Genomic DNA, 24,281 nt, shown 5'->3' on the forward strand with positions numbered 1-24,281 from the left:
GGACAGGAGAATTGGACCATGAGAACCCAAAACCTTCTTCCTGCTCTGCTGCTTATGGTATCACCGGCATTTGCTGCGGACGAAGACACTGCCGCAATCTGTGCCGAGGCGGAAGAGCGCTATGTCGAGATGTTCGGCCAGCCCTCTGCGGGCGTCGAGGACGCAGAGGTGGTGCTGATGTACAAGTACAACTTTTGCCCCGCCGAACTGGCGGTCAAGGCAGGAACCACGGTGCGCTGGGTCAACGTGGACAAGCGCACCAGCCACAGCGTGCTGCTGAAGGATGGCAGCGAACCCGAATCCGACCGGATTTTCCCCGAGGAAACGGTGGACATGACCTTCCTCACTCCCGGTCCACAGGATTATCTGTGCGGGCCGCACTGGGAGACGCAGAACATGATCGGAATGATCACAGTCGAACCCTGAGCCGAGGCAGAATTACAGGCAAGATCAAAGGGGCGCGGGCGCAAATCCCGCGCTCCTTAACTTATGTCAAGGAGGTTGGTTTGCGATTGCGCCAGTCTGCCCCCATGACACGCCCGGTTCTCCCAGCAACGTCCCTTTTTAGCGCGTGGAAGCTGCCGAAGATCCGGGTTCCGAAGACATTCAGAACAAGCGAGTTTGCACATGAGCGGTAAGGTTTTTCTGATTGGCGCTGGCCCCGGCGACCCCGAACTGATGACCCTGCGCGCCCTGCGTATGCTGCAAGAGGCGGATGTTGTGGTCTATGACCGTCTGGTCTCGGACGACATCCTTGCCATGCACGCCGAAGGTGCGCGGTTGATCCCGGTGGGCAAAGCCCCCAAATGCCACACCGTTCCGCAGGACCGCATCAACGAAATCCTTCTGGAGGAAGCACGCGCCGGTCACACCGTTGCGCGCCTGAAGGGTGGCGATCCGATGATATTCGGCCGCGGCTCGGAAGAGGCCGCCTATCTTTTGGAACATAGCATCGCGGTCGAATATGCGCCGGGCATCACAGCGGCGCAGGGGGCATCCAGTTCGACCGGTGTGCCACTGACCCATCGCGGGCTGGCGACTTCGGTTCAGTATGTCACCGGCCACCGGCAGGCGGACAAGATTCTGGATCTGGACTGGAAGCGTCTGGCCGACCCGGATTCAACACTGGTGGTGTATATGGGCGTGGCCAATATCGGTCAGATCGCCATGGGCCTGATGACCGAGAATCTGCCCGGATCAACCCCCGTTCTTGCCGTGGGCAAGGCCACCACCCCGGACGAGCGCCGCCTCGTGTCGCGACTGGACCGGCTGGCCTCGGATGTGCGCGAGGCCGAACTGAAGGCGCCCACATTGTTCATCATCGGTCAGGTGGTTTCGCTGTACGCGGAACGGCCGGTGGCCGAGTTGCTGGAGCAGGCTCATGGCTAGCATCTGTCAAACAAACAGCGGTCGCGCGGGCTGGCCTTCGCGGGCTGTTCTGACGACCGCCATCATGGTCGCGACCTCGGCATTGGCCGCCGACGCGCTGGACCCCAACGCACTCAGGCGTCTTGTCCATCAGGATTGCGGGTCGTGCCACGGGCTGTCGCTGAAAGGCGGTCTTGGCCCGGACCTGCGCGCGGAAAACCTGAAACACTACGACGCGGATGTTCTGACCGGGGTGATCCTTGACGGTATTCCCGACACGGCCATGCCGCCCTGGCGGCCTTTGATTTCCGAAGAAGAGGCCGAATGGATCGCCCGTTACCTGCTGGAACCGGAGGCACAATGAAACATATCGTCCTTGGCCTTGTGGCAACATTGATGATGACCGCCGCGCATGGTGAACCCACAGCAACCGGCGATCTGGGGCTGGTGATCGAACGGGCGCAGGGCTCGGTCCTGCTGGTGGATCAGTCCGAGCGCGCAGCACTTGCGCGGATCGAAGGGCTGGGCGATCTGTCCCATGCCTCGCTGGTTTATTCGCCCGATGAACGGTTTGCCTATGTATTCGGGCGCGACGGCGGGCTGACCAAGGTCGATATCGTGACCCGGCAGATCGTGAACCGGGTCGTGCAGGCGGGTAATGCCATCGGCGGTGCGATCTCGGACGATGGCAAGCTGGTGGCGGTGTCGAATTATGAGCCCGGCGGTGTACGCGTCTTTGACGCCGATACGCTTGAGATGGTCGCGGACATCCCCACCGACAGCAAAACCATCGGCCTTGTCGATGCGCCGGGGCGTCGGTTCGTGTTCACCATGTGGGACACGGGCGAGACCTGGATCGCCGATTTCGCCAGTGGCACGCCGGAGATTACCAAAATCCCCGATATGGGCAAAAACCCCTATGACGCGCTGATCACCGCCAATGGCCGGACCTATATCACCGGCCTGTTCGGCGAAGACGGGCTGACCGCGCTGGATTTGTGGTCCGAGAAGCCCGAACCCATTCGGGTCCTGCCGGATTATGGGCGCGGGCAAGAGGAAATGCCCGTCTACAAGATGCCCCATCTGGAAGGCTGGGCATTGACGGGGCGCGAGTTCGTTTTACCCGCCGTCGGCCATCACGAGGTTCTCTGGATCGACGCCGACACCCTGACCGAAACCGGACGGACCAAAACCCATGGCCAGCCGGTCTTTGCCATGGCGCGGCCCGACGGGCGGCAGGTCTGGGTGAATTTCGCCCATCCGCTGAACGACACGATTCAGGTGATCGATTCAGTGAGCAAAGAAATCATCCACGAATTCAAACCCGGCCCTGCGGTGTTGCACATGGAGTTCACACCGCGCGGGCATGAGGTGTGGCTCAGCGTGCGCGATGCCAACAAGGTCATGGTCTACGACACGCAAACATTTGAGAAACTGCGCGAAATCGAGGCGGACAGTCCATCGGGCATATTTTTCACCGCCCGCGCGCACAGAACGGGATTGTGATTCATGTGCCATATTACCGACCCGATCGACCGTCGGCTGCTGGATGATTTCCAGCGCGATTTTCCGGTCGTTGAACGCCCGTTTCAGGTTCTGGCCAATACGCTGGAGCTGAGCGAGGACGATGTGCTGGACCGGCTGGCCCGGATGCGCGCGGCGGGGCGGATCACCCGTGTCGGCGCCACAATCGCGCCCGGAGCCGTCTCGGCCAGCACACTCGCCGCCGTCGCCGCACCAGAAGAGCGTATCGAAGAGATCGCGGCCCTGATCGATTCCGAGCCGGGCGTAAACCACAACTATCAGCGCGAAGATGCCTGGAACCTGTGGTTCGTGGCCACCGGGCCGGATCGCGCGCATGTGGATGATACCCTGTCGCGGATCGGGCAACGCACGGGGTTGCGTGTTCTGGACCTGCGGCTGGTGCGGCCTTTCAACGTGGATCTCGGGTTTCGCATGTCGGGCGGCACTCGGAACGTCCCGAATGCGCGAAAAGTGGACCGCTCGGTCATGCAGCCGGGTGACCGTGATCTGTTGCAAGCGCTGAGCTCGGGCCTGCCGCTGGTAGTCGATCCGTTCCTGTCTCTGGCCCGGTCGCTGGGCCGCGACGGGGCCGAGGTTATGGAGCGCATCGATGTTCTGCATCGGGCGGGCATCATCTCGCGACTTGGCGTCATCGTTCGCCACCGCGCTTTGGGATGGTCGGCCAATGCGATGGTGGTCTGGGATCTTCCTGCCGAGCAGATCGACCGCGCCGGGCCGGCGCTGGCCGCCCATCCGGGCGTGACGCTGTGTTACGAGCGCCGACCCATCGAGGGGGTCTGGCCATATCGCCTGTATTCCATGATCCATGCCCGTTCGCGCCCCGAAGCGCGCGAGGTTCTGGGCGAGGCTGCCAATCTGCCGGAACTGGAGGGGGCGCAGCACAAGGTGCTGTTCTCGACCCGCTGCTTCAAACAGACCGGCGCGCTGATCAAGCCCAAGGAGGTGGCCGCATGACACCACTGGATGCAACCGACCGCGCCATCCTGAACCGGATGCAGGATGATCTGCCGCTGACGGCGCACCCCTATGCTGAGGTGGCCGTTGAGCTGGGCATCAGCGAATGCGATCTTCTGGAACGGCTGGCGCGGATGAAAGAGGATCGGGTGATCACTCGCTTTGGTCCCTTTTTTGACGCCGCGGCGATGGGCGGCGCCTTCTCCCTGTGCGCTATGGCGGTCCCTGCGGGGGAATTCGAATCCGTCCTGACCAAAGTCAATGCGCATCCGGAGGTCGCGCATAATTATGAACGTACGCACCGGCTGAACATGTGGTTCGTGCTGGCCACCGAAACGCCCGAGGGGATCGCGGCCGCCGCCGATGCAATCGAACGGGAAACGGGGATTGAAGTTCTCCGTTTCCCCAAACTTCAGGAATTTTTCATCGGCTTCCGGGTGGCGGCATGATCGACGCAAGAGACAGGCAGATTATCGAGGCGCTGCAAGGCGGTTTGCCGCTGGTAGCTGCACCATATGCTGCTGTGGCCGATGACCTTGGGATGGACGAGGATGCCCTGCTGTTCCGGCTGGCCGAACTGAAATCGCGCGGTGTGATCCGCCGCATCGCTGCCGCGCCGAACCATTACAAGCTGGGCATGACCTCGAACGGGATGACCGTCTGGGATGTGGAGGACAACCGCATCACCGAACTGGGCGCACAAATCGGCGCACTGCCCTTTGTCACCCATTGCTACGAACGCCCCCGCGCCCTGCCCGACTGGCCCTACAACCTGTTTGCCATGGTCCATGGTTCGGACCGGGACGAGGTCGAGGAAAAACGGGCCGAGATCACGGCCATTCTGGGCGATGCCTGCCGGGCCAAAGATATCCTTTATTCCACACGCATCCTGAAAAAGACCGGGCTGCGACTGAAAAAGAAAGGCTGAGACATGTTCCGCCTGACCGAATACATGCACCAACTGGTCGAGCCGACCCCGGTGCGCAAACGCCGCCCCGGACCGGTGAAACCCGTGGTGATCTGGAATCTGACACGGCGCTGCAACCTGAAATGCCGCCATTGTTACACCGTTTCGGCGGATGTGGCTTTTCCCGGCGAGCTCAGCCATGAGCAAGCCATGAAAACCCTTGAGGATCTGGGCCACTTTCGCGTCCCGGCCCTGATCCTCTCGGGTGGGGAACCGCTGGATCGGTCGGATTTCTTCGATATCGCCGGTCGTGCGCGGGAACTGGTGCCGATGCTGGCGCTATCGACCAATGGCACGAAAATCCATGGCGAAACTGCGGATCGGATTGCCGAAGTTGGTTTCAGCTATGTCGGGATTTCGCTGGACGGGATCGGGGCCACGAATGACTGGTTCCGGGGTGTCGAAGGCGCCTTTGAAGATGCCCTGCGCGGCGTGCGGGAATGCAAGAAGCGCGGGATCAAGGTGGGGCTGCGGTTCTGCCTGACCGAAGGCACGCAGCATCACCTGCCCGATCTGCTGAAGCTGTGCGACGATGAAGGGGTGGACAAGTTCTATCTGAGCCATCTGGTCTATGCCGGGCGCGGAGACAAGAACCGTGGCGAGGATGCCGAACATCAGCGCACCCGCAGGGGTATGGACCTGCTGCTAGAGCGAGCGTGGGAGGCGGCTTCGGGCGGGCGGCCCCTGGATATCGTGACGGGCAACAACGATGCCGATGCGGGGTATTTCCTGAACTGGGTTCGCGACAAGTTCGATGATGAGAAGGCCGCGCATGTGCGTGAGCACTTGGCGGCATGGGGCGGAAATTCCAGCGGGCTGGGCGTGGCCAATATCGACAATCTGGGCCGGGTGCATCCCGATACCTACTGGTCGGATTACACCGTGGGCAACGTCAAGACGACGCCGTTTTCCGAGCTCTGGACCGGGGAAGACCGGATGCTGTCCCTGCTGCGCACCCGCCCTCGCCCATTGAAGGGGCGGTGCGGCGCCTGCCAGCTGAAGGATGTTTGTGGTGGCAACACCCGCATCCGCGCCTTGCAGGTGACCGGTGATCCGTGGGCCGAGGACCCGGCCTGTTATCTTTCGAACGAAGAAATTGGTGTGAACGATGCGGGGGAACGTCTGCAGGTCACGCCATTCCGGGGGAAAAGCCATGATCCGGCGCATCAGTTCTTTTGAACCCGCCAATGCCCATCGCTCTGACGTTGTAACGGTGGATGGCAAAGGAGCCTCCGGCGGGCATATTTCCGGCAAGAGAAAGCGGCGAGCTGGCCTGTTTCTGGCAGGTCTGGCGCTGGCGGCTACCGGTGCAGCGGTGCAGGCCGATCCGGCGGCGGATTATGCCGAACATTGCGCCGCCTGCCACGGTGAGAACCGGCTTGGCGGAGTTGGACCGGCGCTGATCCCTGAGACCTTGAAGCGGATGCGCGGGCCACGGGTGGCGGCGGTGATTGCCGACGGGCGGACGGCCACGCAAATGCCAGCCTTTTCCCATGAACTGGACGCCTTGCGGATCGAGGAACTGGCCGGTTGGCTGAAATCCCCGCTGGAAACCGATCCTGTTTGGGGTGAGGCCGAAATCATGGCCAGCCGCACGTTGGACGAGGGTTATGCCCCTGTCGACGCCCCCATCTGGGCCAGCGATCCGATGAATATTACACTGGTCGTGGAAACAGGGGATCATCACGTCAGTGTCCTGGATGGTGACACGTTTGAGGTTCTGGACCGTTTCGAGACGCCGTTTGCCGTGCATGGCGGGCCGAAGTTTAGCCCCGACGGGCGGTATGTCTTTATCATGTCCCGCGATGGCTGGGTTCAGAAGTACGACATCTGGGCGCTGAAGCAGGTTGGGCGGGTCCGGGCCGGGCTGAACAGCCGCAACATCGCCATGTCGGGGGATGGCAAATGGCTGGCTGTTGCGAACTATCTGCCGAACTCTCTGACACTGCTGTCTACCGACGATCTGGCGGTCGCCAAGGTTGTTGAAGTCAAGGGCAAGAAGGGCAAGCCCAGTCGGGTTTCGGCCGTATATCAGGCGCCGCCGCGTGAAAGCTTTGTGCTGGCGCTGAAGGACGTTCCGGAAATCTGGGAGGTGTTTTACGGAGCTAATCCACCTCAGTCCGGGTTGGGTCATGACTTTCGTATTGAGGGGCAATTCAAGAACCCCGACCCCTTCCCGGTGCGCAAGATCACAACGCCTGACTATCTGGACGATTTCTTTTTCGACCAGAGCTATGAGTACGTCATGGGCGCCTCTCGTGACGGCAAAGGCGGTCAGGTCATCGATCTGGTCATCGGCCAGAAAGTTGCCGATCTGGATCTTCCGGGCATGCCGCATCTGGGGTCGGGTATCACCTGGAAACGTGGTGACACGACTGTGATGGCGACACCGCATCTGACGGATGGAACCGTGTCGGTCATCGACATGGGCACATGGGAAACGGTAAAGCGGATCACGACCGAGGGCCCGGGTTTCTTCATGCGCAGCCACGAGAATTCGCCTTATGTCTGGGCAGACGTCTTCTTTGGCCCGAACAAGGACGCCATGCATGTGATCGACAAGGAAAGCCTTGAGATCGTCAAGACGCTGCGCCCCGCCCCCGGCAAGACCGTGGCGCATGTGGAGTTCACCCGCGATGGCAGCCGTGCGCTGGTGTCGATCTGGGAAGATGACGGCGCGGTGATCATCTATGATGCGCAGACGCTGGAGGAGATCCGACGGCTGCCGATGCGTAAACCTTCGGGGAAATACAATGTCTGGAACAAAATCACCTTCTCGGAAGGCACCAGCCACTGAAGGGCGGTGGCCAGTCTGGAAACTGGCCCTCCTTCTGTACCCGGCGTCGGCGCTGACCGTGGCGATCAATCTGTTTCTTGTCGGGCTCATCGCCCATAGTGCAGGGTTCGGGGCAATCCGGCCGGTGCCTGCGATCCTGTGGTCAATCCCGCTGGGCATCCCGGCGGCATGGCTGGCGGGGCGCTGGCTGCGCGGGCTGATGGACGAGGCGGACGGTTAGGCGCGTTCAGAACTCTGTGTCACAATTTGATCGGGTATACGCGAAGGGGCTCAAGGACCGACCGGTCAGACCGGAGACAAAGAGGCCTTACCACTCCGATCCCTGCGTTTGATCAGCGGACGCCCGGCGAATGCAAAAAACAGGCAGGATACGGAAATGCCAAAAATTGCGGGCAAATAAAGCAATATCCAAAGGCTCGGGCGATCGATTACGATCGATGCCACGAATCCGCGCACACCTTCGAGCACAACCAGAATCGTGAAGGCTGTCAGAATTTGCGGCCACAGACCAAAGCGGGAAAAGCTGCCCAGCATCAGCGTTGAATAGCCAACCAGTGCAACGGCGATACAGATGGCAATCCAGGAAAACCGCTGGTGCAGTTCCTCGATCAGTTCACCTTGGCTGAACTTGTCAGCCTCGGCCACTGCCGCGCGATCCCAGATGAGCTCGGATGTCGGGATGGCTTCGAGGCTGCGTGTGTGACCGTCGTCGCTGTCGGTCAGCTCGGAAATGTCGAATGTCACATCCTCGAACAGGGTTGAAGACAGGGTTCTTCCCTGACGGTCGAGGCGCAGCGCGACGCCATCCAGCATAACCAGATTATAGCCCGTGTCGCTGTTGACCAGATAGGCGGTCGTTCCGGAATAGTTGACCGGGTGCAGCTTGTCGCGCCCGTCCGAGACGAAAACGTCGTGCAGAGTTCCATCCAGATCTATGCTGCTGATATAGACGGTAACGCCTGGCGTCGGGTGCAGAAACTCGCCCTCGTTCAGCAGTTGGGCAGTGACATCTCCGGCGACTTCGGCCTGCCGCTGCTCAAGTTGCAGAACCGACGCCGGCCGCAGATAGACGCTGATGACAGCCATCATCAACCCGGAAAAGAGGCCGAACAGGAACACCGCACGGGCCAGCCGCAAAGGGCTGCTGCCGGTTGCCAGCATCACCGTCAATTCGCTTTCTCGGCTCAGTCGGTTGGTCGCATAAACAGCTGCCGCGAACACCGCCATCGGCATGACGGTTCGGATCAGCGTCGGCAGGGTCAATGCAGTGAATTCGAGAAACACCATCGCGGACTGGCCGCCGCTGATGACATGATCGAACAGGCTGACCGACCGGGTGATCCAGAACACACCCACCAGAACCAGTGTGAAAAATCCGAACAGAACAAGCAGCTGCCGCAGGAAGTATCCATCGAAACGCGACATGTGACTCCATCCGGTCGCCAGGGTTTCCGCGGATGTTATGTCATTCGAACCCGGGAGGAAACCGCGATTGCACGGCTGAAGCGAAACATAAGAAATATGTTGAGCGCCATTTTGATAAGGAAACGGACTGATAAGGAAACGGACCGGATCAGCGTGTTGGCGATTGATCCTGATGGCAGGGGCAGCAGGGTTCGAACCCGCGACCTACGGTTTTGGAGTTCGTGGGTCTTTAATATTTGCCGATACACACTCATATCTACTCTTATGTAATTGCAGGGTTTATATAACCCGGTATATTGGCACGTATCGCCACCTAACGCACAAAACGCACAAGAAACGCACAAAAAATGAAACTCCGATTGAATGAGCGCAAAGCCGCAGACCTGAAGCCGAAGGACAAGGGGTACGAGGTTCGGGACGAGATTGTGCGAGGCTTGGTGCTGCGCGTTGGAAAGCGCGGTCAAAAGGTCTGGGAGGTTGTTATACCGCGTGGCAAGCGTCGCCACCGTGAGCGTCTTGGCATGTTCCCTGCAATCAGCGTGAAAGAGGCTCGCAAGCAGGCTGAAGAAGCCAAGGAGCAGGCCCATACAATGCACGTGGATATTGGCACGAAAACAGTAGCTGACCTGTTCGACGCCTACAAAGTAGCCCGCGAATATGAAATGCGCACATGGCACGACATACAATCAGTCTGGGATACCTGGGTTAAGGATCGTGTCGGCCACGTCAGGGCAACGGACCTTTCGTTTCATCATGGGCAGGATCTGAGAACCTACGTTAGTAAGAAATCGTCTCCGATCCGGGCTGGCGCAGTAGTCAGCTATATGCGCCCATTCTTGTCATGGTGCGCCGAAGAACAGATGATTAAGAGCAATCCTTGGGAAAAACTCAAAGTGGGGGCTAAGGCTGGCTCTAGGGACCGGGTTCTATCAGGTGATGAATGGGCTGCGCTCTATGCAACTGCCTGTGAAATACCCTATCCATTCGGCCCCTTTACTCAGGCCCTCATGCTAAGCGCTCAGCGGATCAGCAACGTCGCTCAGATGCGCTATGACGAGATACAAGGCGATGTGTGGACAATCCCGAGGGACAAGGTGAAAGCCACGCATACTGCAAGTGCTACGGCCCACGAGGTTCCACTATCCAAAGCATTGGCTGCGCTTATTGCCAGCGTTAAGCGGCGCGGAGATTACGTTTTTACCACGACCGGAGATAGGCCAATCTGGCCGGGATCGAAACTAAAGGCGCTCCTGCAAAAGAACTCCGAGACGTCTGATTGGAGATATCACGATATCAGACGTACAGCGGCCACATTGATGACTACCGGCAATGATGCCGGAAAGGCGAACAGGTTCATTGTGGAACGTGTCTTAGGCCACTCTGACAACAGTGTGACGGCAATCTATGACCGCGCAACGTATCGGGACGAAAAGCGCGAAGCGTTAGAGGTGCTGGCGGCTACAGTAGGCGGTGCCGCTCAATCAGATATTGCCGGAAACGTTGTGCGACTATGAGCAACAGCGAGAATACCCCAAAAGTTGTGGCCGTTGGCTCTGGCATTACGAACTACCGGCGCGAAGAAACGCTATATGATGGCCCTAATTCAAGCAAAGTGCGGGCGGGTGAAAAGGTGCCCGCCACGGTTCGGATGGACCCAGCGCGCCCGATAGTGAACCTGAGGCGGGACATTGAGGATACCTGTCGGCGCATTTTTCAGCGTCACGGATTACCATCACCGCTCAGTATGATTGACCCTGATTGTGTGCTTGATCCTGTGGACTGGAATTTAGCGATTGCCAAAGGTGTAAACCATATCGAGTCCTTAGATGAGGCGGGATATATTTTGGCGGCGCTTTGGCACTGTCCATCAGAGGACCATTCGGAGCTTTGGTATGCAGCGCGAATGTCAATCGTACTAGCGCAGATAGACGTAAAGTCATCTCTGATAAAATCCAGCCCCCAGCAACCAGAAGAAATAGCATTGCTGACGCAATGCGCCGTCGAGTTAGGGCGACTTGAATGCGAGTTCTATATGAAGTTTGCACACGAACACAGTGCGCAACTTGGGAACAAGGTTAGGTCTGGCGGGGCGGCTGGGGCCAAGCAGACGGCCAAAGCGCACATTGGTCGAACAGCGGAGGTGCTTGCCAATATGCAGGCTCGAATTGAGGGAGGGCAGAGTGTATCTGACGCCGCTCGGTTCGCAAAAGAAAAAGACGGCTTAGGCACAAGCCCGAAAGCCAACAGTAAGCTTTGGTATCGCCACAACGGCGACCGTAAATAGTTGAGACATCGCCCCCTGATGTCCCATATATAGCGAAATAATCTCTCAGTACCCGAGATAAACAGAGGTGCTGATTATGAAGATTAACCCAGAAAGCTACTACCCTTCTTCTGCGCCTGAAATGCGTGTTGTTGGCGCTGTTCAGACTTTAGCGCAGTGGCGTCACGACGGGAAAGGCCCGGCCTACATCAAGTCCGGTAGCCGCGTCCTTTATCTCGGTCAGGATGTCTTGAATTGGCTCAGTAAGAATCGCGTCAATCCAACAGCCGCTTAAACGAAACCCGCGCACCATGGGTCAAGCATGGGCACGGGGCATTTCGTTTTCAGTCGGTGGCATGACTGCAAGAAATGTAACGTGTTCTGACCTAAAGCGCAAGCTTGAGGACATGAGCATGAGCTTGAAATATCACTCAATTAACTCTCACTACGACCCGGCAAACCTGTTTGGTGCCGTGTCGGTGTTCATCCACGACAACGACAACAAACCGCCACGCGCGAGGCTGCGTGAATGCCCTATTGTGGCGCTGCACTGGTACGGCGTGAATGTGGAGGCAGGTCAATGACGGATCGCACCTCAAAAGCCCCGACCAAAGAGCCTGCCAACACCCTGTATGTGACACGCTGGGCGGATCTGAACGCCCTGACAGAACCGGCGCAGTACGAGGTTTCTAACGGCGATGGTGAAAGCCATGTCATTCACGCAGACCGAAACTTGCGACGTGTATTGGAGGCATTGCGGACGCAACCCGTCTACTGCGCCAGCCGGTGCCGGATCAGTCACTATGTGAGCTTGTTGCGCCATGAGAAACGGGTGCAAATCGAAACCGACCGCTACAGCAATGACCCGGAATCAGGGCGCATGACTTACGGCGTGTTTCGACTGGTTAGTAAGGTGACCCGAATTGACGGGCGGGAGGTGCTCTCATGAGTGCCTATAACCTTCAAGTCCAAACCCTGCGCCGCAAGCACGGCCTGTCAGAAACGGCAGCCCGGTTGATTGCAGCCCTGCACTATGGGGAGGCGCGGCCATGACGGCGACAATCCAGAAAAACTCCCGTGAAGAACTCCGCGTGTCCCGACAGGAATACAAGGGTCATGACGTCGTCAGTGTCCGTGTCTGGTTCACGTCAGATGACGGAGATAAGCGGCCAAGCAAAAAGGGGGTGGCGCTGAACGCCACCCTGCTTCCGGACATTCAACGCGCTCTGGCTCAGGTCGCGCAGGACGGGGGCGCATGATGAAACGCGGCAAACGAAACGAACAACGCGGGGAGCATTTTGCCAAGATGATCCGCTATACAATGGAGGAACCCGCTTGGCGGGCTCTCTCCCCCGTAGCTCAGGCGTTGTACCCGTGGCTCAAGCTGGAATGGCGCGGCCCGCAGGCAAACAACAACGGGAAGATACAGTTTAGCGTCAGGCAGGCGGCAGAGGCTCTGGGGGTGGCTCTAAACACCGCTGCACGCGGTTTCCACGACTTGCAAGCCAAAGGCTTCCTTGTGGTCACGAAACCCGCTCAGCTTGGTCTTGGTGGTGAGGCCCGATCCCCCTTGTACGAACTTACCGAAATCGAATTGCCCCACGGAGACCGCAGGGGCGGGCGAAAGCTCTATCGGCAGTGGGCTCCTGGTAATGACTTCAGTGTTCACAAGGCTGCTGCACACAACCCCACAGGCAAAGGCGGAAAAACAAAACCCTGTCTCAATTTTGAAGACGTGACCGTCTTAGATTTTGAGACGTGTAAGCAAGGGACGTCTCAATAATGAAGACAGCACGTCGCAATTTTGAAGACGTAAACGGCCATTTTCACCGCTCGCACGTCTCAATTTTTAAGACATCCTTAATCTACCAGGGGGTCTGGGGGAAACAGACACCTTTCACACCAACAATCAAACATAACGAGGCATGAGCAATGGCGGATGAATCTGACCGAAAAAGCGGAACGAATTCGGACGAGAGAAACCCAGACGGCACCTTCGCCACTGGCAACCCCGGCAAGCCAAGGGGAACACGGCACCGAGTCACGAGAGCAGTTGAGGAATTGCTTGAGGGCCAGTCTGAGGCAATCACGCAGAAGGCTGTTGAAATGGCTCTTGAGGGCGACAGCACGGCCCTACGTCTCTGCATTGAGCGGATAGCACCCGCGAGGAAAGACGCACCAGTTAACTTTCAGCTTCCGCCAATCAGCAATGCTGGCGAGGCCTCAAAAGCCTCGCAGGCGGTGCTGAAGGCGGTTTCGGAGGGAGAGATAACTCCGCTGGAAGGCGCAACCGTCATGGGGCTGGTTGAGCAATACAGACGGGTGCTGGAGACGACAGAGCTTGAACGCAGGATCACAGCATTGGAGGCAGCAGAATGAGTTTGAAATCAAGAGTAAATAACTTGGAAAGCAACCGGGGCGGTCTCGCAGAGGTCTTTATTAGCGTACTTATCTATGAAGCCCCGCCCAGCGAAGGTGAGGACGAAGAAATTGTAACGGCGCAAATCATCTGGGGACCACGCATGGTTGCTGGCTTCAAACGCGAAAAGCGTGAAAGCACGGACGATTTCTCTAAGCGAATGAGCCAGATTGGTAACATGTCATGGCCAGAGGCCAAGAAGAGATACGGGCTATGCGGTGATTAGGAATTTGGGCGGCGCAAAGCCAAACACAGCAATCGTCAAGATCCCCGCAGGTCTCAGCGACGATGGCGAACGCTCAGGCGTTGACCCTGTGACCAGCGGCCTTCCCAAACCATTCATCGTCATCGCGTTGCAGGGACCGGACTTAGAAAGCTCCGCGCTGTCTTGGTACGGCGATTTGGACCTCTTGTTAAAACACGTTGCACGAAACAGCAGGCGACCCGGGGTGCACGCATGAATACTAAGCAACGGTAGCTTACTCTGTTCTCTATTCTGGGAATTCAAGTGAGTTAGGATTGTGCGTCGCTCACCTTTGGCTATAGGTTTCATCTCGAGCGAAAAATGGGCTTTGTGATGAATATTGGCTTTAAGATTATTTTCGTATTTGTTGCGGCCTTGTCTGTCGGAGCTTGTGCGCAATCGCCTTCTCCTCAATCAGAGCCGAACGCACAGCAACCCAAGGAGCTAATGCGTTTCGCGGATGTATGCGACGGTGAAAGACTGTGCATGGTAGCACATTCCTATGCAGAAATTCTTGACACCGAACTCAGTTCGAAAAGCGAAGATGGCTTTGTGTTAAAAAGCGTGAAAGCAGACGGGAGTGTTCTAGTAATTTCTCAAGAAGTCCCCGAACAACATTTAGCGAACTTTTCGGAAAGTAGGCGCTCAGATCCCGGTGGCCTGGAAGAGCTATTTAAGCTATTCATTTGTTTTGACCCAGAGCTAAAGCAATTTGGCAAATTCGTGCATGCTGGCGGTAAGTTTAGGAACGTGCTCTACGCTCCGGATGGCACAGTTATTCTTGACCATACTGTATCGAACTGTCAGGTCCCAGTTTGAATGACAACGTACTAATTGGCGCTCTGCAGAGGCGAAGAGACTGTGGAGGACTGAGTATCGCAGCCGGAAGGATCCTAAGAACACCCCAATGTCGTTGACGGGCCGTTGTGGTGCCTTTCCTCACCCGACATTGTGTCGGATTTGTCTGCCACCGTACAAACCAAACAAGCCCGCCCGACAGTCAGGATTGCGACGCGCCTTACTCGTACCCCCTCGTTGAAATCGCAATCTGTATTTCAAGACGCGCCGCACCTTCGAGATAGGCACGGGCCATGACCACAGCATGGCCTGATTGTGTCAGTGGGATTAAGATTCGACGGCCTACGGGAATCCCCCAATTTCATACAATGGCACACTAACGTACCGTCAAATCAACGGAGTACCATTTACCACTCTGTGTACCCACGGAGATGAGAGGCTGGCCTTTACCCCCTCGTCCAGCCCCTCACTCCGCCATCGCATGCAAAACAACTGTAGCAGGCAGATCCCGAGTGTAGTTGTAAGTGCATATCGGCACCGGCCTTGAATCAACTCGCTATTTTTGGGGAGGTTTGGGGTAGTCCAAGTTCCACGGGGCAAATCGACAGGATCAAAGACTGACGAGGACCGTAACGATTGAATTGAGGAGATAAGAGTTTAGTGCGTCGCGCCATCACTCCCGAAGGCGAGGGTTACTTCGCATCTCTCTCTGTTCGACGAGTTAGCTTTAGGAAGAGTTTAGAGCTCGGGTTCCCAATAAAAGCGCTCAAACCTGATTTTCTAACGGGATTTTGAAAATCACAACTTTTTTGTTAAACTGGCCGGAATTTATTGATTTCTTTGGTTGGGGGGTAATGATGAGACTAATCTCTGCAATTGCAGCGGCGATGCTGGCGGCTTCCAGCGCAAGCGCAATAACTTACAACGTCGACATAGCACTTTCTGATTTCGACGGCGCAGGCAGTTTCTACAGTTCGGGGCGAATTTTGGGTACAATCGAAACCAATGGCACCATTGGCGTACTAGATTCAGCCAGTATTACCGGATTTAATCTGAACACGGTTGTTGACGGCTTTGGAACGACGTCAATGAACTCCAGCCTAGGCAGTTTTACCTTATTTGGAGCTGGGTTGAGTGCGACGGCGAACGCTTTGCTTTTTGATTTTTCAAGCTTGGCCTCTGCAATATCCTTTAGCCCCAACAGTCGTAACCTCTGCGGCGCATTTTTCCAGGCGCAAAACTCTTGTGTTGGTGGACAGCCCGGGATTGGTGGCTTTTATGAGTACCTTGATGCAACAGGCAGTCGGAAGATTGCATTGACTTTTTCGGGGGCAACGGGTCTGCAACAGGTCGCGACAGTTGCGGCAGTTCCGCTTCCTGCAAGTGGATTGCTGCTGCTTGGGGCTCTGGTGGGGCTGATTGGTTATCGACGCTCTACTGGCAGTAACGCGCCCGCTTGAGGCGTGACTTGGCGGCTGGTGTCTCAAGATGGCGATACCGGCCCCCTGAATACCGCTTACAATCCAGAGCGTGACCAGCGGCGATGACTGCCGCGCCTATGTCCTGACCGTCTGCGTAGCAGACGCCTACCCATCTATCATGGGTCCGTTCACCGTTAAGCTTGCACTCAACAGCCTTGCCGCGAAGATAGTTAACCATCCATCGCTTTGCGTCTTGTCCGGATCGGGTGCCGAGTTCCGGCGCGTCCACCCCGTTCAGCCTAACGGGGGTTCCGTCAACAACGATGGTATCGGCATCTCTGACGTGTAAACCGGCAGCATGGGCCATCGTCGCGAGCGCTAGAGTGGCGACAATCAGTAAGCATTTCATAGTTCAACCAGGCTAAAAAAAGGAAATCTGTCTATTCAGCTAAGCTGCCAAACCTAAACAAGCAAGCCGTTTACTCTGAATGAATATTCAGATTTCTTCCCAATGACTACATGGTCATGAATTACAATCCCCATTGTGTCACAAGCACTCCTCACCCTCTCCGTCATATCGATATCCGATTTGCTTGGAGTTGGATCTCCCGATGGGTGATTGTGAACGAGAATGAGTGAACTGGCGTTCAGTTCCAAGGCGCGTTTGACAATCTCGCGCGGATACACCGGTACGTGGTCAACTGTTCCACGCGCTTGTTCTTCATCAGCAATCAGCACGTTCTTCCGATCCAGATACATGACGCGGAATTGCTCTACTTCTCGATGCGCCATAGCGGTGCGGCAGTATGTGACCAACGCCTCCCAAGAAGAAACCACATCCCGCTGCATCACCTTTGCTTGCGCCATTCTATGGCCGAACGCCTCGACCACCCTCAAGTGATAGAACACCCATTCGTTTGCTCCCTCCACTTTGAGGACACGATGTTTCGAGGCGGCAATCACGCCGTTCAGGTCACCGAATTCGGCCAGCAGTCTTTTCGCCAGTGGTTTTACGTCGATCCGTGGAATGGCGTTGAACAACAGGATCTCCAGAAGCTCATATTCTGGCATGGGCTCATGGCCACCCTTTAAGAAACGCTGCCTAAGCCTTTCGCGGTGCCCCCAATAATGCGGCCTCTTAGCTCCGTCATCGCCTTTGACCAAGCCACCGCCAGCCGCGTTTTGGGGCGACAGCCGGTCCCGATAAACGAAAGACGGTGAATGCGCGGGCTCAATCGCAGCGCCCGGTGGCGGTATACGCGCTTCAAGGTCTCGCAGGCCCTGCAATGCATTATCCGAAAAACCTGCCGAGGCTATGCTCCCGCTAGGTGTGCCATTTCTCCACTTCTCCCCGGTCACGGCGTCTATGAGGTGGCCCAATAGCCGACTTTTCATTCCTGCACCCGTTCATGTCCTTGCCAGCCAACAATGGCCAATTGTTGGTTAATGGAGGGTAAAAGCGCCCCTAAAATAGGGTTGCTGCCACTCGCTTTTGTTCACGGCTTGTTCTTGCATGATATGGGGTATTATAGTACCTTATTGTGAGACTGAGGTGGGAACATGGAACGGGCAGTGGAAAAAGGGACCGGCAAGCAACGGGCGCAGCGGCTGCACCCGGCTGATGAGCTTGATCCTTTTGAATTGGAAGAGCTCGCCGGAGATGCCTTAGCGGCAATTCAAAGTGGCAATGTCCAGTATTGGCGGGTGAATGACGTACTTGGGGTGTTTTCCACGCTGGCTATTGAAGGTGTCTGGGATGTGCGATTCTCCACAGGGGATGAAGGCGGGGACAATCTGGCCGATGAAGTGAAAGCCATTCTGAACGGCTTTTGGGACGCGGAAAAACCAGAGTACATCATGGTAAGCGTCGCCGCCGTAGAGCCCGCATTATCGTTTTTGCAAGGGATCGGGTTTCAGCAGGTGGGAGTTATCCCGCTTTTGTCAGGCCCAGTAATTCAGATGGGGTGGCGCAAATGTCATTAACCGAAATGTGCGGGGCGAAAATGCCCGATGGTAACGCCTGCCGCAAAGCCCCTGTTCCGGGCAAGGCTCGCTGTCACCAACACGGCGGGGCCTCAACGGGGGCAAAGACCGCAGAGGGCCGCAAGCGCCAGTCAGAGGGCGCTAAAGCTCGATGGGCAGAAATTCACAAGGCATTGATGATTGCCCGTGCGCGGGAGCAAGCCGAAAAGGGGCAAGAACATGATGGGCCAAAAGAGAGGCAGTCGAGGAAGTCAGCCGGGGTTTATCTTTGGCGGTGATACTGGATTGGATTACGAGACGCTGCAACGCCGCCGTGCGATGGCTGACGCAATGGCGCGCAATCTCAACCACATGCCTAAAAACGTTGGCGAGGGTCTTAGCGCTCTTGGGCAAGCCCTGATGGTGCGGGGCATAAACAAGCGGGCGGATAAAGCCGAGGCTGAAGGTCGCGCGGCATCTGATGAGCTATGGGGCAACATCTTCGGCGGCGGCTCGCCTCGACCATCACAGCCAGCCTCAGGGGATGCATCATCGCGCATCAAGCAAGGCTTGGTTTCGCGGGGGTTGCCTGAACACGTTGCGGACGGCTTCGTCATGAACTTCCGCGATGAAAGCGGGCTTGATTCTGGAATTAACGAGAAAAACCCCATCGTCCCCGGATCGCGCGGGGGCTTTGGATTATCCCAATGGACTGGACCGCGCAGAGTGGCGCTAGAGCAATTCGCAGCTTCGCGCGGTGTGCCGGTAGACGACGAAAATATGCAACTGGACTTCCTTATGCATGAGTTGCAGAGCTCGGAAAGCAAAGCGGCGCAATCTATTCTTGGCACGAAGAACTCAGGTGAAGCAGCGGCGGCAATCGTCAAAGAGTTCCTTCGCCCCGCGCAGGAGCATATGACGCGCCGGATTAACAACTATACCGGAGGCCAAAGCCCAGGTATGGCGCAAATCGCACAGGCCATGTCTGACCCCTACATCCGCCGTGACCCAGGCAAAATGGCGGTTGTGAATGCCCTACTGCAACAACAAATGCGGGCGAATGATCCGCTGCGTCAATTGCAGATTGAAAAGGCGCAGCTTGAGTTGGGCAACCTGCGCAATCCTAAAGAAGATAAGACCGCGCTGGTGCGTAACTATGAGGCGGCGGTTGAGGGCGGTTATCAAGGCGACTTGATGCAGTACCAGACCGATATCAAAAAGGCGGGCGCTGCACAGAACAACATTACTGTTGGCGGCGACACTTCAGTACCTGACTATCCCAAAGCGCCAAACGGGTTCATGTACGTCCGCGACCCTGCTACCGGGCAAGTCGTTTTGAACGAACAGGGAATTGCGACAATGGCCCCAATCATTGGCGGGCCTGAAGATACCAGCGCAGCGGACGCTAAGGCCGCTCAAGCGGCTGCGCAAACAGAAGCAAACCGCAGTAGCGTGGTTATGAATACCGTGGGCGAAATTCGGGACGCCCTAAAAAATGACGGCCTCTTTGACCTTCCCGAGGTTGGGGTAGTCGGCAGCAAACTAAGATATATCAATCAAGAAGCTGCTGATATGTCCGGTATGCTCGAAACCCTAAAGGGAACGGTGGTGTTTGACCGACTTGAGCAACTCAAGAAGGCCAGCGCGACCGGCGCAAGTGGGCTGGGACAGGTTACAGAGAAGGAAATCGACCTGTTAGGCGCGCAACTTGACTCGCTGAAGCAAGACATGTCCAAGGAGCGCATCATGGCTACGCTCGACACCATTGAAGGCGTGTTTGGTAAGCTGTCACCAGAAGCCGAAGCCTACCTTACGGGGCGGTCTGAGGCCCTGCCATCGGGGAAAACGCAGAGTCACCCTGCGCCGACGATTGAAGCGGGGTCGGCTGACTACTCCACCATGCAGATTGGCGACCTCAACAGCATCGACATAGACACCCTGACGCCCGCCCAGCAAGAGGCCCTGTCGCGTCGTTATCAGGAGTTGGGATATTGACTAACGATCCTAAGACGAACTTGAAGCTGCGCCAGTTGAAGGCGCGACAGGCAGCAGCCAGACAGGCCGCGCAGGAAGGCCCGCAAGGGGATGGCTCAACAGTCGCCCCCTACAACCCGTCCCTGTTTGAGCGGGCCATGACCGGCCTGCGCCAGAGTGGATGGGTGCCCCGCGCCAATATCCGGGACTTTGAAAGCATCGGCGCTGGCGTCCGTAGCGCGGCTGATACCGCCATGTTCGGGTTCGGAGACGAGGCCCTTGCCCTTGGGAACACCGTTACAGGCGTTGGCGGCGAATTCGGGGAATTCTCGGAAAACCTTGCGGCACAGAAGGCCCGTTCACAGGCTGCTGACACCCACCACCCTACAGCGTCCACGGCTGGCGATGTGGCGGGCCTTGCAACAGGCGTGGCCGGGATCGGCAAGTTAGGGCTGAGTCTGGCCGCTAAAGCCAAAACGCCGGGTAAGGTGATTGCTGGCTCTATGGCTGACGGTGCGGGTTACGGAGTTTTGGCAGGGGCTGGTCACACCGATGGCAGTTTTGCGGATCGCGGTATGGGGGCGCTAGAGGGCGGGGCTATTGGTGGCGTAACTGGCGGTGTTGCTTCTGGCGTTCTGTCCGGTGCGCCCGCAATGAAAGAATACCTAGCGCGCCGGGTTGGGCAACCAGCATCACAAGCAACGGCACGGGTCAGGCAGGCAGTTACACCCGAGACCGCAGCAAAGCTGGATGAACTCGGCCCGGATGGAATGCTTATAGACGCTCTGGGCGAGCGTGGGCGCTCTCTGGGGCGCGTTGCAGCCAATTCCAGCCCCGAGGCCCGCGAAATGCTTGAAAGCGCCTCACAGGCCCGTATGGCGGGCCAGAGCGACCGATTAACGGACGCCCTTCTAAAGGCGTCCCGCATGGACCAGCCGCAAACCGTTGACGACTTGGTTTCAGGTATCCGCCAGAAAGCAAAGCCGGGAATTGACGCGGCCTATGCCGAGGCGCGGTCATTGGGCCACGATATAGACCTGAATGCCTTTGACGATGTATTCGGCACCGAAATGGGGCGTAAAGCTCTGCTGCAGGGCCAGAGGCTCGCAAGAGACCGCATGGTAGCGGAAAGCATCCCCGGCGAACCTTCAGCCTTGGCGGTGCTGGACGAAGCCAAGAAAGCGCTAGATGACATGGCCCGCCCCTCTCTGGGTCAAAGCCCCACTAATGAGCAGGCTATTGCCGGAATGCTGGCGAAGAAACTTCGTGAACGCACAGACGCTCTAACGCCTGAATATGGCGGCGCAAGGGATCTGGCCGCGCAGAGATTTTCAAAGGAAAACGCTGTCCTCCTTGGTGCAGAAGGGGCCAAGCCTCGCGTCCCTGCCGATTACGCGGATCGGGCGCGGACGGCGGCGCGGTCACACCCTGACGACGTTGCGCAGGGCTACGCCAGCGGCAAGATAGACCAGATTGAAAACCGCAGGGGCACACCGGGCGCAATAGACACACTGTTTGGCCCACGTCGGCAACAGGACGCCATGCAAGCGGCTCTTGGACCTGACGGGGCGAAAACGGTTCGCAGTCAGATTGCCAACGAGCGCACCTATGCAGACACCCACAGAGCCCTTACGGGAAATTCCAGCACAACCCGTCAGTTAATCGAGAGCGGCATTATTGGCGGCGCTGGCGGCGGCGCAGGGTTTGCCATCGGGGGTGATACACAAAGCGCGAGTACAGGCGTTCTAGCAGCCCTCTTGGCAAAGCGCGGCGGCGGGGCGCTTCTCAGTAAGGCAACAGCAGGCCGTGAAGCAAAGGTTGCACCTGTCTTGGCAAAAATGCTGACTGAGTCGGGGTTACCCCCACAGTTCCAGAAGGCGTTAACTCAAGCGCCGAGCAAAGTACGGCAAAGCCTTGTGCGGGCGCTAATGTTGAATGCGGTGGGGCCTCAGTTAAGCCCGGAATAAAGTATCCAGGCCCCGTATAGCGCGGGGCCTATTATCACGCCTAGCGCGCCGAGCCCGACAAAGGCATACCCAAACCTAGAAAGTTGATAATCTGTGTCGGTCAGCACACCCCGGAACGCCCAGCAAAACCCGGCAAATACCGCGACCGACGCCACAATCACGCAATACAGTTGAAATATGGTCAGGTCTGCGACTGTCATGCCTGCAAGATGGCTCCTGAGAGGTTCCCTGTAAAGCCCACAGGGGGAGCCGAAGCAGTTTTAGAAGTTCAGGCGATTGGACGCACTTGAGATGCAAGTCTTGGTTGCCGCCATGTTGATTGCTAACGTGCGTAGTAAGGCGGACGTTTGAGGATTTCATGCTGAAGTATTTTTTTGTCGCAATGGCCTTTTTCATGCCACTTGCCGTATATGCTGAACCGAAGCAGTACACCTGCAAATTTCAACGACAGCCATCCACCCGGATCGAACCTGAGAGCAGCTTAGTTCCCAAAGAAGCCGTCTTCGAGATTGACGAAGAGAATGGAACAGCCACAGCCTACGACGCTTTCATCCATTACGTTCACCAAGCGCCAAAGCACGTGAAGTTCACAAAGAACAGGAAGGGAATGTTCCGGCTGAGTTGGAAGTTGGCTGGGATACCTGTACAAACCACTTGGAGTTCTGATGGCATCACGCAGCTCAGCTCAAAGAGCAAAAGAAGCTTTCGCTACTTGTTTGTGCTCGATCCCCAAAAGCTACAAGGGGAACTGTCCGCTACAGGTGCTGGCAAGCGTCACTTGGACCCTGGCATTATGGTCTGTAAAGTCACAAGCTAATTTGGTCTGTGGCCAATCCAGGATGACCGCAAGCGACCAAAGTGGAGGTTATCTCCACATTTCCGAAATGGTGTAGATATGAATAGCTTCGCACCTCTGGTAGACAATTCTACAGTGTCACTCCGAACCATCCGGCTTGCCTCCACGTGATTTTCCGGTTCGTATCAGTCGTCCAACAGATTATTCGGTCCCCCGACCCAATTAGACGCCCATAGGGGCGCGAGAAACAGAATAGCGAACCCGTGGGTTCGCCCACAACGTCCACAAAGCCCAAGTTCTGTTGCGCCATCTCTTTCTCGGACAACCGCCTTGTTACGGGCTTCCGCGTTTGCATGTCATAAAACGTCCGGACAGATGGGCGCAATTCGATAGCAGCAAAACCACGCTGACCCACTAGTTTAGTAGCTTCGCTTTGGTCCATGCCCAGAGGAATGTTTCCGTCGAGCCAATCAATATCTGCTTCAGGTATCGGAGCGCATCCGACCAACGTTGCTACAAATGGAAGAAGCATGAGCTTTAGTGTGTTCGCCATGAATAAACTTGTCCGTCGTTTGCTAAATGCCTGAAATATACCTCACGGTGGAGCAAACCCCCATGTGGCGTACCCGATGCGGCGTTGTTTTGCGGGCGGTTCCTCAGCCTGAGGGATCGGAGCGGAGCAGCAATGTGGCTGACCCCGCCTGTTGAAACCACCAATGTGTGGCCTTCACCAGTAATACTCGTGAGGCTTGCGGTTGCCGAGCGGCCACGCAACATCTTCGGAATCTGCGCCGCGCAATACAGCCATAGACAACTCCTTATTGAGCCGCCGCCTAGGCCGACTGTTGTAAAGGATGTTGTGCCATGCGGGCGTTTCACGAAACCAGTGATGAACCTCACCACGAGCCTCAATTTTCTTCATTCGCTCTTTGGATAGCCCGCGAGTCTTCGCCCCACGAATGCGGGCGCGCTTGCGTTTATGATGGGCCATTTCAGCCTCCGTAGGTTGTTAGGTACCTACATGGCTTGTTCCTCCGCCTGAGTGTTGGGTGCACTGTTTAGTTCAATCCAGTCGGTTTCGTCATCACCCGCTGGCTGATAATGCAGAATTGATGCAATTGTGACATTGAAAAAGGGCGCACCTACAATAAGCGCGCCCGTTTTCTGGATGAAAATCAAACCAACTGCGCCCTACTAAAAAATGAGCGCTTACTCGTTAACATCATCTTTCTGGCCGATTTTGGTGGTTTGGTCAGTGATGCGGATCACACAAGGCGTAGGAAATTTGCATTGATGCACCACTCCCCTAGCAGGGGAGCGCCTTCAACTTCTTTTGGTTCTGGGCATTCTGTAGTTGGGACCAGGATTCTAACGTTGAGCA

At 56.9% G+C, this 24,281-nt stretch carries 31 protein-coding genes; 26 read left to right on the forward strand and 5 right to left on the reverse strand.

Translation table 11 applies throughout. The features are described from left to right. The first annotated feature begins 18 nt into the window (after positions 1–18). From ACR0NA_RS11915 to ACR0NA_RS11960, 10 genes are all read left to right on the forward strand, one after another. A complete protein-coding gene (locus tag ACR0NA_RS11915) occupies positions 19–426 on the forward strand; it encodes a cupredoxin domain-containing protein (protein WP_480729129.1) in 408 nt (135 codons plus the stop codon). A gap of 201 nt (positions 427–627) precedes the next feature. Continuing rightward, entirely contained in the window at positions 628–1,389 is a 762-nt protein-coding gene (gene cobA, locus ACR0NA_RS11920; RefSeq protein WP_480729131.1) for a uroporphyrinogen-III C-methyltransferase, read from the forward strand. After that, on the forward strand, positions 1,382–1,732 hold the full coding sequence (locus tag ACR0NA_RS11925) for a c-type cytochrome (RefSeq protein WP_480451291.1): 351 nt from the start codon (positions 1,382–1,384) through the stop codon (positions 1,730–1,732). The genes cobA and ACR0NA_RS11925 overlap by 8 nt, the downstream gene beginning before the upstream one ends. After that, entirely contained in the window at positions 1,729–2,874 is a 1,146-nt protein-coding gene (locus ACR0NA_RS11930) for a cytochrome D1 domain-containing protein (RefSeq protein ID WP_480729136.1), read from the forward strand. Before ACR0NA_RS11925 ends, ACR0NA_RS11930 begins: the two co-directional genes overlap by 4 nt. Before the next feature lie 3 nt (positions 2,875–2,877). Further along, entirely contained in the window at positions 2,878–3,867 is a 990-nt protein-coding gene (gene ahbB, locus ACR0NA_RS11935) for a siroheme decarboxylase subunit beta (RefSeq protein ID WP_480729138.1), read from the forward strand. After that, positions 3,864–4,316 (forward strand): Lrp/AsnC family transcriptional regulator, encoded by a 453-nt coding sequence (locus ACR0NA_RS11940; RefSeq protein WP_480729140.1) that lies wholly within the window; start codon positions 3,864–3,866, stop codon positions 4,314–4,316. The genes ahbB (ACR0NA_RS11935) and ACR0NA_RS11940 overlap by 4 nt, the downstream gene beginning before the upstream one ends. Continuing rightward, positions 4,313–4,795: a siroheme decarboxylase subunit beta gene (ahbB, locus tag ACR0NA_RS11945; RefSeq protein WP_480729143.1), complete on the forward strand. Its 483-nt coding sequence runs from the start codon at positions 4,313–4,315 to the stop codon at positions 4,793–4,795. Before ACR0NA_RS11940 ends, ahbB (ACR0NA_RS11945) begins: the two co-directional genes overlap by 4 nt. Positions 4,796–4,798: 3 nt before the next feature. Then, positions 4,799–6,013, forward strand: a complete 1,215-nt coding sequence (gene nirJ, locus ACR0NA_RS11950) for a heme d1 biosynthesis radical SAM protein NirJ (protein WP_480729145.1) — start codon at positions 4,799–4,801, stop codon at positions 6,011–6,013. Continuing rightward, positions 5,988–7,631 carry a cytochrome D1 domain-containing protein gene (locus ACR0NA_RS11955; protein ID WP_480729149.1) on the forward strand — a complete coding sequence of 548 codons (1,644 nt, stop codon included), beginning with the start codon at positions 5,988–5,990 and terminating at the stop codon, positions 7,629–7,631. Before nirJ ends, ACR0NA_RS11955 begins: the two co-directional genes overlap by 26 nt. A gap of 58 nt (positions 7,632–7,689) precedes the next feature. Further along, a complete protein-coding gene (locus ACR0NA_RS11960) occupies positions 7,690–7,851 on the forward strand; it encodes a hypothetical protein (protein ID WP_480451299.1) in 162 nt (53 codons plus the stop codon). Positions 7,852–7,916: 65 nt separating this feature from the next. Here the strand turns inward: ACR0NA_RS11960 and lptF are convergent, their stop codons facing one another. Further along, positions 7,917–9,056 carry an LPS export ABC transporter permease LptF gene (gene lptF / locus ACR0NA_RS11965; protein ID WP_480729150.1) on the reverse strand — a complete coding sequence of 380 codons (1,140 nt, stop codon included), beginning with the start codon at positions 9,054–9,056 and terminating at the stop codon, positions 7,917–7,919. Positions 9,057–9,403: 347 nt separating this feature from the next. On the opposite strand from lptF, the gene ACR0NA_RS11970 reads away from it, so the two are divergent. The 11 genes from ACR0NA_RS11970 (at position 9,404) to ACR0NA_RS12020 (ending at position 16,240) form a co-directional block, all read left to right on the forward strand. Continuing rightward, positions 9,404–10,570: a tyrosine-type recombinase/integrase gene (locus ACR0NA_RS11970; protein WP_480729152.1), complete on the forward strand. Its 1,167-nt coding sequence runs from the start codon at positions 9,404–9,406 to the stop codon at positions 10,568–10,570. After that, on the forward strand, positions 10,567–11,340 hold the full coding sequence (locus ACR0NA_RS11975) for a hypothetical protein (protein WP_480729154.1): 774 nt from the start codon (positions 10,567–10,569) through the stop codon (positions 11,338–11,340). Before ACR0NA_RS11970 ends, ACR0NA_RS11975 begins: the two co-directional genes overlap by 4 nt. 76 nt (positions 11,341–11,416) lie before the next feature. Then, positions 11,417–11,614 carry a MerR family transcriptional regulator gene (locus tag ACR0NA_RS11980; RefSeq protein WP_480729156.1) on the forward strand — a complete coding sequence of 66 codons (198 nt, stop codon included), beginning with the start codon at positions 11,417–11,419 and terminating at the stop codon, positions 11,612–11,614. Positions 11,615–11,732: 118 nt separating this feature from the next. Continuing rightward, positions 11,733–11,903, forward strand: a complete 171-nt coding sequence (locus ACR0NA_RS11985) for a hypothetical protein (protein ID WP_480729159.1) — start codon at positions 11,733–11,735, stop codon at positions 11,901–11,903. Beyond that, complete coding sequence (locus ACR0NA_RS11990; protein WP_480729160.1) at positions 11,900–12,268, forward strand: hypothetical protein; 369 nt, start codon at positions 11,900–11,902, stop codon at positions 12,266–12,268. Before ACR0NA_RS11985 ends, ACR0NA_RS11990 begins: the two co-directional genes overlap by 4 nt. A 100-nt stretch (positions 12,269–12,368) precedes the next feature. Beyond that, complete coding sequence (locus ACR0NA_RS11995) at positions 12,369–12,578, forward strand: transcriptional coactivator p15/PC4 family protein (RefSeq protein WP_480729163.1); 210 nt, start codon at positions 12,369–12,371, stop codon at positions 12,576–12,578. Then, positions 12,578–13,102 carry a hypothetical protein gene (locus tag ACR0NA_RS12000; protein ID WP_480729165.1) on the forward strand — a complete coding sequence of 175 codons (525 nt, stop codon included), beginning with the start codon at positions 12,578–12,580 and terminating at the stop codon, positions 13,100–13,102. Before ACR0NA_RS11995 ends, ACR0NA_RS12000 begins: the two co-directional genes overlap by 1 nt. Positions 13,103–13,251: 149 nt before the next feature. Beyond that, positions 13,252–13,698, forward strand: coding sequence for a DUF5681 domain-containing protein (locus ACR0NA_RS12005; protein ID WP_480729166.1), 447 nt, complete (start codon positions 13,252–13,254; stop codon positions 13,696–13,698). Beyond that, positions 13,695–13,964 (forward strand): hypothetical protein, encoded by a 270-nt coding sequence (locus ACR0NA_RS12010; protein ID WP_480729169.1) that lies wholly within the window; start codon positions 13,695–13,697, stop codon positions 13,962–13,964. The genes ACR0NA_RS12005 and ACR0NA_RS12010 overlap by 4 nt, the downstream gene beginning before the upstream one ends. 339 nt (positions 13,965–14,303) lie before the next feature. Beyond that, positions 14,304–14,801: a hypothetical protein gene (locus ACR0NA_RS12015; protein ID WP_480729171.1), complete on the forward strand. Its 498-nt coding sequence runs from the start codon at positions 14,304–14,306 to the stop codon at positions 14,799–14,801. A gap of 770 nt (positions 14,802–15,571) precedes the next feature. Further along, the gene (locus ACR0NA_RS12020) at positions 15,572–16,240 is read left to right on the forward strand and encodes a hypothetical protein (RefSeq protein WP_480729174.1); all 669 of its coding nucleotides are present in this window, start codon (positions 15,572–15,574) and stop codon (positions 16,238–16,240) included. Here ACR0NA_RS12020 and ACR0NA_RS12025 read toward each other — a convergent pair. Both ACR0NA_RS12025 and radC read right to left on the reverse strand, forming a co-directional pair. After that, complete coding sequence (locus ACR0NA_RS12025; protein WP_480729176.1) at positions 16,215–16,610, reverse strand: thermonuclease family protein; 396 nt, start codon at positions 16,608–16,610, stop codon at positions 16,215–16,217. The two genes, ACR0NA_RS12020 and ACR0NA_RS12025, sit on opposite strands and share 26 nt — an antisense overlap. Before the next feature lie 53 nt (positions 16,611–16,663). After that, positions 16,664–17,560: a RadC family protein gene (radC, locus tag ACR0NA_RS12030; protein WP_480729178.1), complete on the reverse strand. Its 897-nt coding sequence runs from the start codon at positions 17,558–17,560 to the stop codon at positions 16,664–16,666. Positions 17,561–17,761: 201 nt separating this feature from the next. On the opposite strand from radC, the gene ACR0NA_RS12035 reads away from it, so the two are divergent. From ACR0NA_RS12035 to ACR0NA_RS12050, 4 genes are read left to right on the forward strand one after another with little or no spacing between them, the layout of a single operon-like run. Further along, positions 17,762–18,184: a hypothetical protein gene (locus ACR0NA_RS12035; RefSeq protein WP_480729181.1), complete on the forward strand. Its 423-nt coding sequence runs from the start codon at positions 17,762–17,764 to the stop codon at positions 18,182–18,184. A gap of 20 nt (positions 18,185–18,204) precedes the next feature. Continuing rightward, complete coding sequence (locus ACR0NA_RS12040) at positions 18,205–18,462, forward strand: HGGxSTG domain-containing protein (protein ID WP_480729221.1); 258 nt, start codon at positions 18,205–18,207, stop codon at positions 18,460–18,462. After that, the gene (locus ACR0NA_RS12045) at positions 18,404–20,158 is read left to right on the forward strand and encodes a phage tail tip lysozyme (RefSeq protein ID WP_480729184.1); all 1,755 of its coding nucleotides are present in this window, start codon (positions 18,404–18,406) and stop codon (positions 20,156–20,158) included. The genes ACR0NA_RS12040 and ACR0NA_RS12045 overlap by 59 nt, the downstream gene beginning before the upstream one ends. Beyond that, complete coding sequence (locus tag ACR0NA_RS12050; protein WP_480729185.1) at positions 20,155–22,104, forward strand: hypothetical protein; 1,950 nt, start codon at positions 20,155–20,157, stop codon at positions 22,102–22,104. Before ACR0NA_RS12045 ends, ACR0NA_RS12050 begins: the two co-directional genes overlap by 4 nt. On the opposite strand, the gene ACR0NA_RS12055 is transcribed toward ACR0NA_RS12050, so the two are convergent. Further along, complete coding sequence (locus ACR0NA_RS12055; protein WP_480729187.1) at positions 22,086–22,304, reverse strand: hypothetical protein; 219 nt, start codon at positions 22,302–22,304, stop codon at positions 22,086–22,088. The genes ACR0NA_RS12050 and ACR0NA_RS12055 overlap by 19 nt on opposite strands. A gap of 158 nt (positions 22,305–22,462) precedes the next feature. Here ACR0NA_RS12055 and ACR0NA_RS12060 point away from each other — a divergent pair, with 158 nt between their 5' ends. Then, positions 22,463–22,921 (forward strand): hypothetical protein, encoded by a 459-nt coding sequence (locus ACR0NA_RS12060; RefSeq protein ID WP_480729190.1) that lies wholly within the window; start codon positions 22,463–22,465, stop codon positions 22,919–22,921. A gap of 706 nt (positions 22,922–23,627) precedes the next feature. Here ACR0NA_RS12060 and ACR0NA_RS12065 read toward each other — a convergent pair. Beyond that, a complete protein-coding gene (locus ACR0NA_RS12065) occupies positions 23,628–23,891 on the reverse strand; it encodes a hypothetical protein (RefSeq protein ID WP_480729192.1) in 264 nt (87 codons plus the stop codon). Positions 23,892–24,281: the final 390 nt, after the last annotated feature.

The organism is Ruegeria sp. C11, assembly GCF_056537725.1.